Raw genomic sequence first — 16,499 nt, forward strand, 5'->3', positions numbered from 1 at the left:
TCGACCGCACGTCACTGACCTTGTCGGCCTCAGGCGGCGGCAGGGTCAGTCGGCGTTCTCGAACGAGGCGCCGATCTTGTTCCACATGAGAGCGTCCTTCCAATTCGGGCGGCCCTTGGCCCAGCCGTTCAGGGCGGCGATCACTTTTTCCTGGGAGATCGTCCGGGTCTGGTAGTGCTCTGCCGCCGTCCCGTCACGGAACTCCAGCTGATAGGTGTTGTCATCCCTGAGCCACACCTGCACATACCACTCGCTAGCCGCGTCATCGTCGACTCGCTCGACGATGACGAAGGCGTTGCCGCGCCCGAGGTTCGCCACCATCCGGCTCAAGGCCGTGGGCCCCGGATTTTTCACCTGACGACCGTGCTCGTCTCTCGCTCGCAGCATGACCCGATCATCCCCCACAGCTCTGACGCCCCGAAGAGCAGCCACGTCACGCCCGCGCTCGCTCGCCCCACATCTGTCCCGGTGCCGTCCGGTGGGCGAGCCCAGGTGGGAAGACGTGTGCCCTGTCGCCATGGCGGGTAACGCCTTGCGTCGGTCAACCACCCGCCAGCCGGACCGAAGGATGGCGAGCCGCCACTGCCGGCTACTGCCCACGGCGAGCCCGCCCTGCTCGATCTCGCTCACCACCGAACGCAAACCCCTGCGGGTGCCGGCACGGGGCGTCGCCGCTCGCCTGTCGCAAGCAATGTGTCTGGCACCCCGGTCAGGCGACGGCCCTGCCGAGGTGTGCGGCCCGCTCACTGCACGTACTGTTACGGAGCCGCCCCGAGTTGGGCCCCTCCCCTCCACCGGCGCCCCCAGCGGCCTTGCACGCGGTGAAGAACACCAGCTGGCAGCGTCGCCGTGACCGCCTCCGCCTCTTGAGGGCCGGGCTCCGGGCTGCTCAGGGACCTTGATGCGAGGTGGCGGCCTTCAACTTCCAGCCGCCAGGTGTACCGCAGGTTCCCGGCAGGGTTCCCCTACTCCGGTTCAACTCATACGGATCCGGCTTTTGCGGGGACGCCAGTGCGAGGACGTTCCCATCAGCAGGTCTTGTGGGACGCAGTTGAGGTTGGAGAGGGGATCGAATGCCACAGGAGTGGCTGTCGTGCGCGACACCGACGACTGCTTCGCCATCTACCTGGCGGTGGAGACCGGCGACGACGAAGACGCGCGCTCCGCCTCCGAGGTCTCGCAGCTGGCGCGCGACGCCGCTCAAGGCGACGGGTGGGTGGTCAGCTTTCGGCTTCCGGCAGCCGGTGATGACCTGCCCCGGCTGCGCGGACGGCCGGGGGCCGGTGCGCGCAGCCGGGGACTGCCGGCGGTGCATGGGCCGCGTCGATTCGCAGTCCCGGTGCGTGTACTGCCTGCGCCAGGCGGATCCTTCACGGCCCGAGGCGTGACGGTACGAGCCAGAGCCGGTCATGCGCCGCGGCGGCGGGCTCATCCCGTGTGCTAACTAAACGGCCCTACTAGGGGCCGATGAAGGGCGTGATGAGTTCTCCCAGGCTCCATCCGAGCAATGCCGCCGTGAACCATTGCACCCGTCCGTCTGTGGAGACGGACCGCCTGATGACGTCGAAGAGCACGAACGTGAAAATGGCCGCAACTCCGGTCTGAATTAGGACGTGTTGAAGGCTTCCGAATTCCGGGATGGTCGAATGGATCAGCGCAGTACACAGGGGGGCATAGAAGGATTGGAGGACCTGTCCAGCAATGACCATGAGGCAGAGAAGGATCACCATTGACATCTCCCTGGGGCGGGCCTCAACGGGTCGCTCACTCCGGCAAGATCGACACGACCCGTGAGGCAGATTCGGTGTGCACACGAGTTTGCGTCAAGGTGACGAATTTGTCCAGGGCGGTCGACGGCCGGGAAATTTCCCGAGTTTTCCTCTTGACAGGAGCATCGAAGTCCCGTTTGCTGACCCTTTGAGCGTGGCTGTAAAGCCAGGCGATCACCGATAGATCCAGAGAGAAACGCTCAGTTTCCTTGGTTGGTGGGTTCGCCGCCCTCTTCACTCCGGCAAGAATGACGGGGGGCGGCGAACGAATCGGTTTATCCATTGCTCGCGGAGGTTGTAGGGCCTCGCCCGGCTGAAGAAGAACGGCCTGAAGACGTCCCGCCGTCGTTGAGCAGCACGACTCCATACACCGGGCCCTGGGTATGTCTTCACTCCCCGGGGCCCGTGGTGTGTCCGGACGTGGGTCAGATCTCCCCGGCCGCCGTGGTGGTGAGCCAGTCGGCGGCTTCGGCGTCGGTCATCAGCGGCACCTGGGCGGGGTGGGCGTCGTCGTTCTGGACGACGTGGACACGGCCCGGGAGCCGGCTGCTCTTAGAACTCCTAACGAAATGATCTTCGACGTGGTTGGATCACTCACAGACTGATGATCAGGGGGTGCGGGGTGGCGCGGCCGAAGCCGTGGGAGGTCGACGACGAACTGTGGGCGGTGATCGAGCCGCTGTGCTGCCCAGGGTCGAGCGCCGGACCCGGCACCCCGGGCGCAAGCGGCATCCTGACCGGCTGGTGTTCCAGGGCATCCTGTTCGTGCTGCACACCGGGATCTCGTGGGAACACCTGCCGCAGGAACTCGGTTTCGGTTCGGGCATGACCTGCTGGCGCCGCCTGGCCGAGTGGACCGAGGCCGGGGTGTGGCCCCGGCTCCACGAGACCCTCCTTGCCAAGCTGCGCGGCGCGAACGCCCTGGACTTCTCCCGGGCGGCCGTCGACGGCTCGCACATCCGGGCGTTAAAGGGGGACCAAAGACAGGACGAAGCCCTGTCGACCGGGGCAGGACGGGCAGTAAACATCACCTGATCACCGACGCCACCGGCATCCCGCTCGCCGCCACCCTGACCGGCGGCAACCGCAACGACGTCACCCAGCTGATCCCGCTCCTCCAAGCCGTACCACCCGTGCGGGGCAAGCGCGGCCGGCCCCGGCGCCGCCCGGACGTGGTGCTGGGCGACCGCGGCTACGACCATGACAAGTACCGCCGTCTGGTCTGGGACCTCGGCGTGAAGCCGCTGATCGCCCGCCGCGGCACCGAGCACGGCTCCGGCCTGGGCACGCAACGCTGGGTCGTGGAGCGCGCGTTCGCCCATCTGCACTGCTTCCGCCGCCTGCGGATCCGCTGGGAGATACGCGACGACATCCACGAAGCCTTCCTCACCCTGGGATGCGCACTGATCTGCTGGAGAAGACTCCGCACTGCGATGGGCCTTTGAAGCGGCGCTACGGGGGTTCAGGGCTCAGTGGCCCCTCGGCCAGATCCTTGATCGCGTTGAGGCGGTGCTCCCACTGGGCGGTGAGGGTGTCCATCCACCGCGTTGTCCGCCTCAGTGGTTGCAGCTCGGCTTCGTAGCGGACCTCGCGTCCGACCCGGTGGGCGCGAACCAGTCCGGCGCGGTCGAGGACGGCCAAGTGTTTGGCCACCGCCTGGCGGGTGATGGGGAGGCTTGCCGCCAGGGACGTCGAGGTCGCGCCGCCTTCGCGGGCAAGGACGGTCAGGACCTCTCTGCGGATCGGGTCGGCCAGGGCCACCAGGACGTCATCGGGGGCCCGTTCGCCCTCGCTGGTGCGGGTCATGCCGTGGTCTGTTCGCAGTCCGCGCGCAGTTGGTCAAGCTTGCCGGGCCAGTTCTGACTGTTGGCGCGGTGCCGGTCGATGACCTCCTCCGTGGGCAGCCCAAGGTACGCAAAGCCGCTTTCGACCATGGTGAGCCGGGTGCCTCCCGTGGAGTCGTCTTCGGTCAGGGTGAACTCGACCAGAGTGGCGTTCGAGTCGTCCGGCTCCTCGCCTGCCGCGCCCTGAGACCACCGCCAGGACAGGACGCGCGGAGGCTCGACTGTCTGGAAACGAGCGGGAATGACGCCGTGGATGCCGTGGTCGAAGACCAGGAGACCGCCGGGCCGCAGGTCGATCTTGACCGGCTCTCCATCGCCGAACCAGCGGCCCAGGAAAGCGGGCTCGCTCAGCACGGACCAGACCCGTTCCCTGGAGGCATTGATCAGGATGGCGCGTTCGATCGTGTTGGGGACCACTGCAACCTCATCTCATCCGGATGCGCTACCCAAAGGTTGCACATCCGAAGGCGCACGCGCAACCGATCGGTTGCGCATGGAGTAAGTGGCCGCCTGGGTCCCGGCAAGCTTCGAGCACCTGCCACGCACCCATTCCGTTAGGAGTTCTTAGAGGCGGGGTCGACTATCGGGGCGAGCCGCTGCCACATGCCGGCGCTGACCCGGGCGAGGATGACGGTGGAGACCTGCTCGCGGGCACCGGGGATGAGGCGACCGCCGACGGTGGCGGGTCCGTCGTAGATGACGTGGTTGCGGGCCGCACACCCCTCGTACAGAACGGCCTCGATCGAGGGCGGCGATGGCCGGGGACCGCTTCGGGTCGTTCTTCTGCCGGAACGTTTCCCAGTAGCGGGCGAGGTGCCGCAGGGTGGCGTCGGCCCGGTCGATCACGACCATCAGCCGCGGCACACCGTCGAGGTCGCCGTCGAGGGCGATGCGGCGCTCCAGCTCGGAGCCGAGGCCGACCAGGGCGTCGTGGATGCCGGCGACGTTGCCGCGGTGCGTCACCGTCGGCAGGTTCCTCGCCCAGAGGTGGGCGATGCGGGTGTGGTCGAGGACCAGGGCGTGGGCGCCCTGGTGGAGGAACACTGGGCGGTGAGGGTGCGCAGGATGGTCGTGCTGCCGCCGCCGGCGCTGCTGAAGACCAGGATGTGCGGGGCGGCGTCGATGTCGACGGGGATGGCCCGGCCGTCGGTGCTGATACCGATCAGTGCGGCGGAGTCGGGCAGCGCCTGAAGCTGCTGGCGCAGGCCGGGGTCGGTGAGGCGCAGCAGCTTCGGGAGCGCGGTCGTGTTCGTCATCGTGGTGTTCCTCTTCTGTGCTGTGCCTGGTGAACCGGGTGTTCTCCAGTGCTCGGGATGGTGTCGGCCGGACCGGACAGGTCCCGGTGCGCGGCCGCCGGACGGGGCCGGGGCGGTCAGTCGAGGTCGGTCGTCCCGGACGCGACACGGGGTCGATTGCGAGCCCACTTTTTGAGGTCGCCGACGCGGTAGAGGAGTTCGGCGCCACGCTTGCCGACCGGGCTTGGGGAAGGCCGCCTGCCACTCGTTCGTCGCCGCGTCCGGCGGCATCGTCGAGCCTGCGCGACCGGCAGCTCGGCGACGACGAACGCGTCATCCTCCACGAGAACGTCGCCCGCGTCCGCCACCCTCGACTGGATCGAGACGGCCGTCGACACCGGCAAGGTCGACGTCGACGACGAACTGGCCCGCCTCCTGCAAGGCGAATAGGGCAGTGCCACGCGCCTCGGAGCGCAGATCGGCGGCGTCTCACCTATGCATGCGCTGCGGCGGCATCCGCAGCGAGCGCTGCTACGGGGCGCTTGCGAATGTCGGAATGCGCGCCGGAGAAGGGTTCTCCCTGCACATTGTTGATAACGCTAGCGGCGTTGACCCGGTAGAAGGTGCCGGGAGTGAACTCGTAGTTCATATTGCCATTGGCCGGCATCTCACGGTCGTCTGACGGGTTCACTGCCTGGTACCCGTCGGCGCCCATGCCACCCCAGCGCCCCGCGGTCTTGGCCTGTGCGTCTTCCTGGGCCAGGAAGGAGGCCTTCGGATACCACACGCCAACTGCCCAGTCGAAGACGCTGAAGGTTGCCACCAGGGGGCCGTGTACCCGATCTGCGAAGGCGTTCAGGGCGCCCGCGCTGCCGAAGGGGTTGTCTTTCGCGTGCGCGAAGGACCAATGAGAGAAGGCACCCTGCAGGAGCAGCAGTGATGCGACCGGACTGTTTGCGCGTGCGCTGATGCCGGACAAGGCGAAGGAGACCAGCCGGGCGCCGAAGCTGTGACCTATGAGGTGGACCCGCACGGCGGGCGACCGACTGTGCAGGGTCTCAAGCAGCGGCCCCAGTCCGCGGCGGCCGATGTCGCCGGCACGGGTCTTCATGATCGTGTACGAGAGCACTCGCATGGCGTCCTTCGCGCCATTGATGGCGTGGCTGAACCAGTCCCCGATGCCTTGGGTCGCGGAGTCCGGCGGAGCGCTGCCGAATGCCTCGGCCGCGGCTTGGTATGCCGTTTTCGGTTCGGCGGTCAGCAGCAGGGCGGTCTCGCCCGAGTCCTCGACCTCTCCAGTGGGCGCCAGCGGCACCAGTGACTGCAGCAGCTCGTGGATCTGGCGCAGCCGTTCTTCCTTCTGTGTGTCGGACTCAATCGAGCCAACTGCTTTCTCCCCCTCGTCGATGAGCCGGCCGATTTCCAACACCGCCTGCTGCTGTACCGGATCGACGAAGCCCGGCTGGAGGGACGTAGCGATCTCCGTCCCGGAGAGTGCTGCTGTCCCGGCGTTGAGATCGACTACATCACCGCTGCCAGCCTGTGTCGCGGCAGCCATTGGTGGAGGGGTCGCCTGCGTGGGCGGGAACCACAAGGACGGCCAGTAGATGCCAGCGAACCCGGTGTTGCTGATGCCCGCAAGCCCAGTCGCGGCCTCCCGGATCATTGGGAACATCTCGTCGTACAGCGCGCGCGCCTTGTCCTTTGACGTGCCCCACCCGTGGCTGAACATGAAGAGGTCGTCCACACCTTCGGCGGTCACCTCTTCGAGGAAGTCTCCCTCGGCCGGCGCCGCCAGCTGGCCCTTCTCGTCGAACTCGAGGTCCCACACCGGCTCGTTGGTCGCCAGTCGTGTCATGGCATTTGCTCCTTCGTCAGACATTCGCGAGCATCCGCATCAGGTCGACCAGGCCCGCCCCCTGGGCGTACCGCTCCCGGCCGAGGTCTGTGGCGCTGTCGGTAAGCAGGCGCTTGACCTGCCTTGGACGGCCAATGAACTCCGGGCGGGCGGAGAGAAAGGCCGCCATGACCGTGGCGTTCGAGGAACTGGCGCCGGTGTCGGCGTTCCCGGTGGTCCCGGGGCGGCGCTGGGGGCCGGGCCTGTGGTGGTCGGTGACCACCGGACGGCACGTGGCCGCGGGGTCGGAAGCGATGCGTGTCCAGCTGATGGTCCTGGACCGCGACCCGGACGTGACAGGCCTGGCGGGGCGGCCCGTGCGGCTGCTTTGGCGTAATCCCCGCGGGCAGGTGCGTTCCTGGGTGCCGCAGCTTTTCGCCCGCCGTGCCGACGGCACTGCGCTGCTCGCGGACTGCTCCAGCCACCCGGAGGCCGGCGGCGAGCGGGCGGTGAAAGCCGCCCGAGCGGTGGCGCAGGCGTGCGCGCACATCGGCTGGACCTACCGGCGGCTCGCCCCGCTGGACGAGGCAGCGGCGGCGAACCTGAAGTGGCTGGCCGGCTACCGCCACCCCCGTAACGCCGGCCGCCTCGGTCTGATGCCCGCGGTCCTTCAGGCGTTCACGCGGCCACGGCCGCTGCTCGAAGGCGCCATCGCGGCCGGTGACCCGGTCGAGGTCCTCCCCGTGGTCTTCCACGCCCTGTGGCACGGACATCTGGCGGCCTGCCTGGACACGCCGCTGCACGAGCGTGTCCTGGTCGGTCCCCGGGACGCGGAAATTGCAGGCAGGTCGGGAGATGCCGGGTGAGCGCGCGGCGCGATGCCCGTCCGGCGGTGAAGGCCGGAACGCGCGTCCGCTTCCGGGATGTGACGTGGCAGGTCGTCGCTCTGGCCGGGCAGAGCATCCATCTCGTCGGCCCGGACGGCGGAGGTGAAGCTGTGCTGGCCGGGCACCTGTTCGCCGACCCCGGCTTCACCGTCATCGGGGCCGACGTGCCCCAGGCGGCCCCGAAGTGGGGCCTGTTCGAGACCGCCCCCGCCGCAGCACGGGAGAAGGCGCTGGCGTGGCAGCGGCACGTCAGGGAAGTCGAGTGCGGACTGCCCGGCGGGCCCGGCAGCGAAGGGACGGTGCGGACGCAGTACGACCCTGCACGGCATACGCTGGCTGAACGGGAGCAGGCCAAGGCGCAGGAGCTGACCGCGCTCGGGTTCGGCCGGGTGTCGCGCACCACGGTGCAGCGCATGCGACTTGCCTACCGCAAACAGGGGCTGTGGGGGCTGCTCGACCACCGCACCACCCGCGTCTCCAGCCCTACCGGGCGGGCCGACGAACGGGTCGTCGCTGCCGTCCGCGAGGCGCTGCGCCGCCGCCGCGGCCGCTCCAAGGGCACCGTCAACGGCCTGTTCCCGCTGATCAACCAGATCCTTCAGGACCGGCACGGCCCCGGCACCGTGCCCGCGCCGTCGCAGGCCACGCTGTACCGCCTGGTCACCGCCCTGGCCCGACCGGGCGAGCTGCCCACCGGGCCCGTCCGGCAGACCCCCGCGAGCTACGACGGACGGGCCTTCACCCCCGCCACGGCGCTGCGGCCCGGTGAACAGGTCCAGGTCGACACCACCCGCCTGGACGTTCTCACCCTCTTCGACGACGGACGCCTGGCCCGCCCCGAGCTCACCATCGCTGTCGACGTCGCCACCCGCGCCGTCCTCGCCGCCGTGCTGTGTCCGAGCGCGACCAAGGCCGTCGACGCGGCCCTGCTGCTGGCGGAGATGGCCGTCCCGCACCCCGCCCGGCCAACCTGGCCGGACATCCTGCGCATGGAACACGCTCCCGCACTCCCCCACCAGCGGCTGGCCGCGCTGGACGAGCGCCTGGCCGGGGCTGCGGCCCGGCCCGTCGTCCTGCCCGAGACGATCGTCGTCGACCGCGGCAAAGTCTTCGTCTCCGCCGCTTTCACCGCCGCCTGCAAGCACCTCGGCATCAGCGTCCAGCCCGCCCCGCCCCAAGCACCCACCGCCAAAGGCATCGTCGAGCGGACCTTCGGCACCATCAACGCACTGTTCTGCCAGCACCTGCCCGGCTACACCGGATCCGACGTCACCCGCCGCGGCCCCGACACCGAGAAAGACGCCTGCTACAGCGTCGCCCAGCTCCAAGACCTGCTCGACGAATGGCTGGTGCACTACCACCACCGCCCCCACGAAGGCCTGCGCCACCCGATGATGCCCCGCAAAGCCCTCACACCGAACCAGATGTGGGCCGCGCTCGTCGCCGTCGCCGGACACGTCCCCGTCCCGCTCACCGGCCGCGACTACCTCGAACTGCTGCCCGTGCGCTGGCAGGCCATCACCGCCTCCGGCATCCGCATCCACCACCGCACCTACGACGCGGACCTTCTCGCCCCCTACCGCGGCCAGCCCTCCCCCCACGCTGGCCGAGGCGGCAAATGGGAGATCCACTACAACCCCCACGACGTCCGCCAGATCTGGATCCGCCTCCCCGACGGTGACCTCACCGAGATCCCCTGGATCCACCGCGACCACGTCCACCAGCCGTTCAACGACCACACCTGGCAGCACATCCGCACCCTCGCCGTACACGGCAACCACGATGATGCCGAGCACTACGAAGCCGGCCTCGCCGACGCCCTCGACCAGCTCATGCGCCGCGTGACCACCGGTCACGCCACCAAGGCGGAACAAGCTCTCGTCACCCGCGCCACCACAGCGTCGATCCCCGCCGCCCGACATCCGCAGCACGACACCGACCCCACCACCGGCGAGTCGGCGCAGCACGGCGAGGACGACAGCATCGACGATCTCGACGACGCGCCCGACGGCGACTCCAGCCCCGCCCCTGCCACCGGATTCGGGCTCTACGACGCACACCAGGAAGCCGACAGATGGTGAACCCGAACCCGCAGAGTGCGGGCAGCACACCAGTCGGCGCCGGCGACAGTGATGCGGCCGAGCCGTCCTGGTCCCTGACCACCTGGCAGGGCTGGCAGCGCTTCGCCACCACCGACCCGCCCGCCCCGCCCCAGCCCGACGACCCGCCCCGCAGCACCGAAGAACGCCTGGCCTACCACTCCGTCTTCGTCACCATCCGCACCCCCGCCATCAGCCAGCTCGCCACCCAGGTCCGCACCCTGATGATCCTCGGCCGCCACCAGCAGACCACCGCACGGCCCTCCCTCATCGTCACCGGACCCGCCGCAGCCGGGAAAACCACCGCCTTGCTGAACGTCGGCCGCACCTGCCACCTCGCCCACATCCGCAAAAACCCGCCCCCGCCCGGATCAGCCCACGCCGCGGCACCCGTGGCGTACGTCCTCGTCCCTCCCGGCGCCACCGCGAAATCCCTCATCACCGAATTCGCCCGCTACCTCGGCATCCCCGTGGCCACCCGCATGACCCAGACCCAGATCACCGACGCCGTCTGCCACAGCTACACCCAAGCGGGCGTCCAACTCGTCCTCATCGACGAAATCCACCGCCTCAACCCCCGCACCACCACCGGCGCCCAAGCCGCCGACCTCCTCAAAGACCTCACCGAACGCCTGGCCGCCACCTTCGTCTACGCCGGCATCAACCTCCCCGACACCCCCCTCTTCAGCGGGACACGGGGCGCCCAACTCGCCGGACGCGCCACCCTCATCACCTGCGGCCCCCTCCCCGCCCGCCACGGCACCCGCCAACCCTTCCGCGACGTCATCACCGACATCGAAAACGCCCTCGACCTCCACCACCACAAACCCGGCACCCTCCCCCGCCACGCCCCCTACCTCCACCAGCGCACCGCCGGCCGCATCGGATCCCTCACCCGCCTCATCCGCCAAACAGCCATCACCGCCATCCACGACGGCACCGAACGCATCACCAAAACAACCCTCGACGCCGTACAACTCGACCACCTCGCCGAACAACACAACCGCCCCACCCGCAGCCGCTAACCCCCACCCACCGACCAGGCAAAACAGCGCTGACCAGCACAAACACCAACCGAGCCTTTACACGCTGGCGAAACCCACAACGAGCCCGGCCCCACTCAGCACACACGACACAACCCCAACAAACCCCCCTCCGAGCGTCAGAAGTTCAACGAGCGACAGGACATCAATGAGCTGGACCTGGCTGCCCGTTCGGTGCCCGGGCGGGGCAGCCTGTCAGTGGCGCTTGCAGCATCACCCACCCGAGGGGTGCCGGTCTTCGCTGCGAGAGGTGACCTTGGCGGCGGGGTCCGGGATGCCGTGTCGAGTGAACGCCCACAGCACGAGCCCGAGGCAGCTGAAGGCGGCACCCAGTGCGCATACGGCGTTCCAGCCGCCCACCGTGTAGAGGGAGGTCGCAGCGATGGCACCGGTGGCGCTGCCGATCGAGTAGAAGACCATGTATCCGCCGATCAGCCGGCTGCCCGCGTCCGGGTGCAGCGCGTAGATCAGCGTCTGGTTGGTGACATGGACCGCCTGCACGGCGAGATCAAGAAGGATCACCCCGACGACCAGGGCCCAAAGCGAGCTGCGAGTGAAGTACAAGGGCAACCACGCAACGAGGAGCAACGCCAGGGCGATGCCGGTGGTCCACCGGGAGAGTCCGCGGTCGTTCAGGCGGCCCGCCGCGGTCGCGGCCAGGGCGCCGGCGGCACCGATCAGCCCCAGCGCCCCGATCGCGCTGTGGGACAGGAAGTAGGGGGCCTCGCTGAGCGGCAGCGCGATGCTGCTCCACAGGGTGCTGAAGGCGGCGAAAGCCAGCAGACAGAGCAGGGCCCGGAGCCGCAGCAGTCGTTCCCGCGCGAAAAGGGTGATCGTGGAGCGCAGGAGCTGTCCGTAGCCCAGAGGTGCCGGCTGAGCGCCACTGCGGCGCGGCAGCACCCGGTACAGGACCAGGGCGAGCAGAGCGGTGAGCGACGCCGAGGAGAGGTAGACGGAGCGCCAGCCCGCGAGATCGGCCAGGAGGCCGGATGCGGTGCGGGCGAGCAGGATTCCGGTGACCACGCCGCTGGTGACCAGACCGACGACCCGTCCGCGCTCGGCCGCAGGGGCCAGTGATGCCGCGAAGGCCACCAGAGTCTGCGTGACCACCGCGAGAAGCCCCACCATGGCCATGCCCGCGAGCAGGACCGCCGCCGTGTGGGCGGCGGCTACCACGGCCAATGCCACCACCAGGAGCAGCAGGTGGGCCACGATAAGCCGTCTGCGGTCGGCTACATCGCCCAGCGGCACGAGAAAGAAGAGTCCCAGCGCATATCCGACCTGAGTGAGGGTTACCACGCTGCCGACAAGTGCCGGGCTCATGGCGAGGTCGTGACCCATCGTCACCAGGAGCGGCTGGGAGAAGTAGACGTTGGCCACCGCGGCACCGCACGCGACAGCGAACAGCAGAACGACGCCACGGGACAGGACGGACGCGGAACCTTCATCGCTTCGGGCAGCGATCCCTGGTGTCACAGCCTCACCGCTGTCAGCCATCAGTATCGCCCCTCCACGAATCCGGTTGCATCTTGATACCAGTGGCGACACTAGCCCCCCCTGGTAGCATGTTGCAACCAGAGTGGGAGTGAGGGACGCCATGGTGAGCAGGACGCGCTTCGACGACAGCGAATGTCCCGTCGCCCGGTCGGTGGACGCGATCGGCGACTGGTGGTCCCTGCTGATCGTGCGGGACGCCTTCGACGGAAGCCGGCGCTTCGGAGAGTTCCAGCGCAGCCTCGGCGTGGCCAAGAACATCCTCACTGCGCGTCTGCGCACCCTGGTCGCCGGCGGCGTCCTCGAATCCGTACCCGCCTCGGACGGCAGCGCCTACCGCGAGTACGTACTGACTCCGAAAGGCAAGGCGCTCTTCCCCGTCATCGTGGCACTGCGGCAATGGGGTGAACAGAACCTCTTCGACCCCGGCGAACCCCACTCAGAGCTGGTCGACCGCCGCCAGGGACAGCGCCTGCGCCCACTGGAAGTGCTGTCTGCGGACGGGCGCCGGTTGAACCCCGACGACACCACCATCCACAAGATCACCACCCACTGATCTGAGCCGGAGACCCGGCACCGGCACGCCGCCCGAGCGGCAACCTCCCATGCCGCGTCCATCCGCCGGCCAGCGCGTGCCCGCCTGGCACATCAAACCGAGCAACTTCCAGGACAACCCGAGCGCCCAGCGGGGGGATTCAGGTTCTGACCGCAGTTCCGTGAAAGCCCAGGCCAGAGCGTGAATGCAAGAACGTTCACTCGGGGCAGTCCTCGATCATGGGGACCTCCTCGACCGAAGACGTGTCGTTTCCGGGATCGATGTGCAGTTGGAGGGCACGAGCGTCACCGCTGCGGTGCTGATCGTGGATGCTGCGGCCTGCGGACGACCTCCCTGCTGCCCCAGCTGTCCATGGCGAAGACGCAGAGTGCACTCGACCTACCGACACAGCCTGTCCGACCGGCCCCCGGCCGGACAGAAGCTGGTCGTTCGCCTGCGGGTACGGCGCGTCTTCCGCGACAGGAAGTCGTACGCCCGCAGGACCTTCGCCGAACAGGTCGACCGGCTGACGCAACGCCACCGCCGCTCCACCCGTCCCCCGTGCTCGGACAGCAGCCCGCCCGCAGTAGCGACAAGACGCGGACGTACGCGGTACACGGCGGGGGCGCGTCTGGTCCGGGCGTCGGGACGGGTTTCATCAAGTTCTCCTACTCCCCAACCCTGAAGGACCACTCGGTCCATGGATCCAAAATCGTCGGCGGGCGCGACCGGGACCCCGACCACACCCACCGAACCGGCCACAAAGCGCTCCTGCGCGGCCACGCGCCCGGCTGTCCCGCCGACCCCCGCAAGGACACCAGACCGAAGCCGGCTAACGGCCCGTCGCCTGGGCGCCCGCCGGAACGCCCCCGCGTCGGCAGGGAGAACGAAGGGCGCCCTGGGCGCGAGCGCGACCGGGTGGACCATCTAGTGGATCCAGCAGCGCTGACCGGCGCAGCTGATTCTCGTCGTCCGTCGACCTGCTGGTCCCAGCCTCGGTGCCATGGCCGGGACCAGCAGCGGCTCGGCCGGTACGGAGGCCGACGCGTGCCCCAGCCAACCGGTGGCCAGCGGTGGCGTGCCACACCCAGACCCGCGACAGAGGCAAGAACGCTACTCAGCCCCAAGTCTCGCCGTTGACCAGGGCAGGACCGAAATGCCGGGTGGCAATGGAGGCGAGGGGCGGAAGCGGACCGTCGTCCATCGCGCGTTTGAAGGTGTGTACCAGGCACGTGCGCACAGAGTGCACCGGTCCATGGGGTTTCCAGCCGTCGTTCGTGGACAGGGGCCGGTTCTGCGGGTGGGCCAGGGCGAAGGCGACGAGGATCGTGCGCTTGTCCTCGTACTGGAAGTAGTCGACGATCGCCCGGTTGGTGAAGTCGAGGTGGGAGAAGACGACCGCGACGTCCTCCTTCCCGTACGACGCCTGCTCAAGGGCTGCCAGCACGTCGAGAATGGCCTCGCCACGGGCCAGCAGACGGGCTCGCTCATGCGAGTCGCCCCACGGTGGCGGATCGTCGTCCCGCAGGCCTTCGGGGTACTCCTCAGAATGCAGGACGGTACCGATCTCAGCGTCGTCCCAGCGGGCCTGTCCACTGACGCTCCCCCAATTCAAACTCGCGTTGACACACAGCTCGCCCGCCAGCAGCGCCCAGGGCGTGCACACCACACGCTCGCGCGCCAGGTCGACCACGAGCTGACCGAACTCTTCCCGTGACAGCAGAACCGGCTCGGCAGGCGCAATGAAGGCATCGGTCCATATCCCCATGCAACGTGGTGTACAGGCAAGACACCGAAGAAGACCAACGAAAATCAGCGCGACCGGACGCCGACCGCGACACGTGATACTGCGCCTCCTCACGGTCCTGCGCATGGCGTCTTCGCCAATGCCGTCAAACCCGGATACACCGGGAATCAGGGAGCCGGACATGGTGTGCCTTTCGGTCTGCTGACTGCCAGGGTCGACGCTCTGGCCGGGGCCCCGGCGGCCGTGCCTCCCGAGGCAGTACGGTTCGTCAACTCGCTGCAAGAGGCGCTGGCAGGCTCGTACTTGTGGCACGAGCTGACCGGCCGCTTCGGCCAGGCAACAGCGGGAACCCTCGGGCAACCCCGCGGTCTGGGCACATCCGCGGTATATGCCTTTTCAGGGAGCCCGAGCCAACCTCGCGCTTTCACGAGGTGGGGTGTTTGAGGCTTGACGCACGCCTTGACCCCGTCGGCCGCGTCGACCGGCTCGCGTGGGCACCTGGACTCCGTCACCTCGCGCGAGGACCGGTCACCTTCGGTACGCCGCTCCGGCTCCGCCGGCTCACGTCAGGGCCGATTCAGGGCGTCCGAGATGCGGACGAAGCGGTGACCGCCGGCGAGCAGGTGCGGGACGGCGCGTGCGATGCCCCGTGCCGTACCGCCCTCGGGGTGGTTCATGTGGCACAGGACGATGGAACCGGCCCGGGCGGAGGCCACGGTGGTGTAAACCTGCTCGGCGGTGAAGGTGGCGCCGCCGTCGCCGTTGACGGAGAAGCTGACGAAGCGCTCCCCGAGGTCTGTGACGATACGTGCCGCGACGTCGTCGCAGTAGGCCGTCCCGGACCGGAACAAGCGCGGCGGGGCGCCCAGCAGGCGGGTCAGCTTGGCCTGGTTACCGGCGACCTCGTCGTACACCTCTGCTGCACCGCGGGTACCGGGGATGCCGTATGCGGAACGACCGGTGACCGACAGCGGGCGGTGCCGGGTGCCGTGGTTGGCTATCTCGAAGAGCGGATCGGCGGCCAGTCGGTGAAATGCCGCCGGGTTGGCGTCGATCCAGCGGGAGTTGAGGAAGAGGGTCGCCGGAATGTGCCGTGCGCGGAGCAGATCGATGAGCGCCTGGTCGTAGCCGCTGCCGCCCGGGCCGCCGCACGCGTCGAAGGTCAGCGCGATGTCGCGCGTGGTGGGCGGCAAGGAGTGCACTACGCCCGGGGCGTCGAAGCCCCAGGTGCGCGGCACGCTACGCCCGTAGCGGGCCACGATCTGCGCGCGGGTGGCGGGAGAGTGCGCGGTGGAGGCCGTGGCCGGGGGGACGGAAGCGAGGGGCGGCCGGGCCGCTGGGCCCGCGCCCTTCTCCGGCGCGGCGGAGGAGGCGGGGGCACCATTGTCGTTCTTCGGGCCGGCACAACCGGCGAGCAGCCCTCCCGCCAGGGCAGCCATCACCGCACGGCGACCAGCCGTCATCCGCTCACTCCCCCACCTGATCGAAGGCCGCCGCAACCGACGACCACCACGACGGCAACCGTACGCACCGGACCATCGGCGGCCGTGAAGACGGCGGTAAGAGATCATCCAGAATCGGGCACCAGACGGTGACTGCCGCAATCGCGAGGCCAGTGGCTGTCTCTGGGGGTCGGCCGTATGTTCCTCATGGCGCGACGCACAGCGGCTGGTGCCGTGGATCGCGAAATCCATTGTCGCCGAATCGAGTTGCCGGGTCATCCAATCCAGCCGACCGCAGGCAGCGGCAAAAATCAGGCAGAGCCAGGTAGGACGATGATCGGGTGTTGACCGTAGACGTCTGCAGCCGCAATCGGATCGACGACGAACCGGATGGCCGCATGTACGTCTTGGGCGGCGATGAACAGTGTCATGGCGTCGAGTAGGGTGCCGTTGTGGGTGATGATCACCCTGTCCTCCCCAAGGCCGCAGCCAAATCCCGCGTTGTCGATAACGGCGGTGGCATCCAGGGTGCTCCAGTGCGTTGTGCCCGCTGGTCACCGGCGAGAC

At 68.7% G+C, this 16,499-nt stretch carries 15 protein-coding genes and 3 pseudogenes; 6 read left to right on the forward strand and 12 right to left on the reverse strand.

Translation table 11 applies throughout. The features are described 5' to 3' along the window. Positions 1-45: 45 nt before the first annotated feature. Both ABT171_RS32840 and ABT171_RS32845 read right to left on the reverse strand, forming a co-directional pair. Positions 46-630, reverse strand: a complete 585-nt coding sequence (locus ABT171_RS32840) for a hypothetical protein (protein WP_351250042.1) — start codon at positions 628-630, stop codon at positions 46-48. 827 nt (positions 631-1,457) lie between these two features. Continuing rightward, on the reverse strand, positions 1,458-1,730 hold the full coding sequence (locus tag ABT171_RS32845) for a hypothetical protein (protein ID WP_351250043.1): 273 nt from the start codon (positions 1,728-1,730) through the stop codon (positions 1,458-1,460). Positions 1,731-2,373: 643 nt separating this feature from the next. Here ABT171_RS32845 and ABT171_RS32850 point away from each other — a divergent pair. Continuing rightward, positions 2,374-3,214, forward strand: a pseudogene (locus ABT171_RS32850) (IS5 family transposase). A 7-nt stretch (positions 3,215-3,221) separates the two neighbouring features. Here the strand turns inward: ABT171_RS32850 and ABT171_RS32855 are convergent. The 4 genes from ABT171_RS32855 to ABT171_RS32870 all read right to left on the reverse strand — a co-directional run bounded on the left by ABT171_RS32855 (position 3,222) and on the right by ABT171_RS32870 (position 4,869). Further along, a complete protein-coding gene (locus tag ABT171_RS32855) occupies positions 3,222-3,575 on the reverse strand; it encodes an ArsR/SmtB family transcription factor (RefSeq protein ID WP_351250044.1) in 354 nt (117 codons plus the stop codon). Further along, positions 3,572-4,030 carry an SRPBCC domain-containing protein gene (locus ABT171_RS32860; protein ID WP_351250045.1) on the reverse strand — a complete coding sequence of 153 codons (459 nt, stop codon included), beginning with the start codon at positions 4,028-4,030 and terminating at the stop codon, positions 3,572-3,574. The genes ABT171_RS32855 and ABT171_RS32860 overlap by 4 nt, the downstream gene beginning before the upstream one ends. Before the next feature lie 147 nt (positions 4,031-4,177). Next, complete coding sequence (locus ABT171_RS32865) at positions 4,178-4,657, reverse strand: hypothetical protein (protein WP_351250046.1); 480 nt, start codon at positions 4,655-4,657, stop codon at positions 4,178-4,180. Next, the gene (locus ABT171_RS32870) at positions 4,573-4,869 is read right to left on the reverse strand and encodes a hypothetical protein (protein ID WP_351250047.1); all 297 of its coding nucleotides are present in this window, start codon (positions 4,867-4,869) and stop codon (positions 4,573-4,575) included. Before ABT171_RS32870 ends, ABT171_RS32865 begins: the two co-directional genes overlap by 85 nt. Positions 4,870-5,104: 235 nt before the next feature. Here ABT171_RS32870 and ABT171_RS32875 point away from each other — a divergent pair. Further along, positions 5,105-5,298 (forward strand): annotated as a pseudogene (locus ABT171_RS32875) (DUF6192 family protein); the annotation flags it as partial. 43 nt (positions 5,299-5,341) lie between these two features. On the opposite strand, the gene ABT171_RS32880 reads toward ABT171_RS32875, so the two are convergent. Together ABT171_RS32880 and ABT171_RS32885 are read right to left on the reverse strand one after the other, a co-directional pair. After that, complete coding sequence (locus ABT171_RS32880) at positions 5,342-6,706, reverse strand: hypothetical protein (protein WP_351250048.1); 1,365 nt, start codon at positions 6,704-6,706, stop codon at positions 5,342-5,344. Positions 6,707-6,722: 16 nt separating this feature from the next. Further along, positions 6,723-6,875: a hypothetical protein gene (locus ABT171_RS32885; protein WP_351250091.1), complete on the reverse strand. Its 153-nt coding sequence runs from the start codon at positions 6,873-6,875 to the stop codon at positions 6,723-6,725. Between ABT171_RS32885 and ABT171_RS32890 the strand changes: the two are divergent. From ABT171_RS32890 to ABT171_RS32900, 3 genes and pseudogenes are all read left to right on the forward strand, one after another. After that, positions 6,868-7,551, forward strand: a pseudogene (locus ABT171_RS32890) (TnsA-like heteromeric transposase endonuclease subunit); the annotation flags it as partial. The gene ABT171_RS32885 and the pseudogene ABT171_RS32890 overlap by 8 nt on opposite strands. Continuing rightward, positions 7,548-9,653, forward strand: coding sequence for a TnsB C-terminal domain-containing protein (locus tag ABT171_RS32895; RefSeq protein WP_351250050.1), 2,106 nt, complete (start codon positions 7,548-7,550; stop codon positions 9,651-9,653). The pseudogene ABT171_RS32890 and the gene ABT171_RS32895, both read left to right, overlap by 4 nt. 74 nt (positions 9,654-9,727) lie before the next feature. After that, on the forward strand, positions 9,728-10,696 hold the full coding sequence (locus tag ABT171_RS32900; protein WP_351250086.1) for a TniB family NTP-binding protein: 969 nt from the start codon (positions 9,728-9,730) through the stop codon (positions 10,694-10,696). 231 nt (positions 10,697-10,927) lie between these two features. On the opposite strand, the gene ABT171_RS32905 is transcribed toward ABT171_RS32900, so the two are convergent. Further along, positions 10,928-12,211 carry an MFS transporter gene (locus tag ABT171_RS32905; protein ID WP_351250051.1) on the reverse strand — a complete coding sequence of 428 codons (1,284 nt, stop codon included), beginning with the start codon at positions 12,209-12,211 and terminating at the stop codon, positions 10,928-10,930. A gap of 100 nt (positions 12,212-12,311) precedes the next feature. Between ABT171_RS32905 and ABT171_RS32910 the strand changes: the two genes are divergently transcribed. After that, on the forward strand, positions 12,312-12,764 hold the full coding sequence (locus ABT171_RS32910) for a winged helix-turn-helix transcriptional regulator (RefSeq protein ID WP_351250052.1): 453 nt from the start codon (positions 12,312-12,314) through the stop codon (positions 12,762-12,764). A gap of 1,096 nt (positions 12,765-13,860) precedes the next feature. Here ABT171_RS32910 and ABT171_RS32915 read toward each other — a convergent pair. The 3 genes from ABT171_RS32915 to ABT171_RS32925 all read right to left on the reverse strand — a co-directional run bounded on the left by ABT171_RS32915 (position 13,861) and on the right by ABT171_RS32925 (position 16,399). Then, complete coding sequence (locus ABT171_RS32915; protein WP_351250053.1) at positions 13,861-14,511, reverse strand: hypothetical protein; 651 nt, start codon at positions 14,509-14,511, stop codon at positions 13,861-13,863. A 545-nt stretch (positions 14,512-15,056) separates the two neighbouring features. Then, a complete protein-coding gene (locus ABT171_RS32920; protein WP_351250054.1) occupies positions 15,057-15,953 on the reverse strand; it encodes a polysaccharide deacetylase family protein in 897 nt (298 codons plus the stop codon). Between the two features lie 290 nt (positions 15,954-16,243). Then, on the reverse strand, positions 16,244-16,399 hold the full coding sequence (locus tag ABT171_RS32925; RefSeq protein WP_351250055.1) for a hypothetical protein: 156 nt from the start codon (positions 16,397-16,399) through the stop codon (positions 16,244-16,246). Positions 16,400-16,499 lie beyond the last annotated feature (100 nt).

The sequence above is a fragment of the Streptomyces sp. NPDC001851 genome, from assembly GCF_040297165.1.
GTDB lineage: Bacteria > Actinomycetota > Actinomycetes > Streptomycetales > Streptomycetaceae > Streptomyces.

Bases quoted from the DNA above. Each gene is read 5' to 3' on its own strand.
- ABT171_RS32880 (WP_351250048.1), bottom strand. From the start codon at position 6,706: ATGACACGACTGGCGACCAACGAGCCGGTGTGGGACCTCGAGTTCGAC.
- ABT171_RS32910 (WP_351250052.1), top strand. From the start codon at position 12,312: ATGGTGAGCAGGACGCGCTTCGACGACAGCGAATGTCCCGTCGCCCGG.
- ABT171_RS32905 (WP_351250051.1), bottom strand. From the start codon at position 12,211: ATGGCTGACAGCGGTGAGGCTGTGACACCAGGGATCGCTGCCCGAAGC.
- ABT171_RS32855 (WP_351250044.1), bottom strand. From the start codon at position 3,575: ATGACCCGCACCAGCGAGGGCGAACGGGCCCCCGATGACGTCCTGGTG.
- ABT171_RS32920 (WP_351250054.1), bottom strand. From the start codon at position 15,953: ATGACGGCTGGTCGCCGTGCGGTGATGGCTGCCCTGGCGGGAGGGCTG.
- ABT171_RS32885 (WP_351250091.1), bottom strand. From the start codon at position 6,875: ATGGCGGCCTTTCTCTCCGCCCGCCCGGAGTTCATTGGCCGTCCAAGG.
- ABT171_RS32915 (WP_351250053.1), bottom strand. From the start codon at position 14,511: ATGGGGATATGGACCGATGCCTTCATTGCGCCTGCCGAGCCGGTTCTG.
- ABT171_RS32845 (WP_351250043.1), bottom strand. From the start codon at position 1,730: ATGGTGATCCTTCTCTGCCTCATGGTCATTGCTGGACAGGTCCTCCAA.
- ABT171_RS32870 (WP_351250047.1), bottom strand. From the start codon at position 4,869: ATGACGAACACGACCGCGCTCCCGAAGCTGCTGCGCCTCACCGACCCC.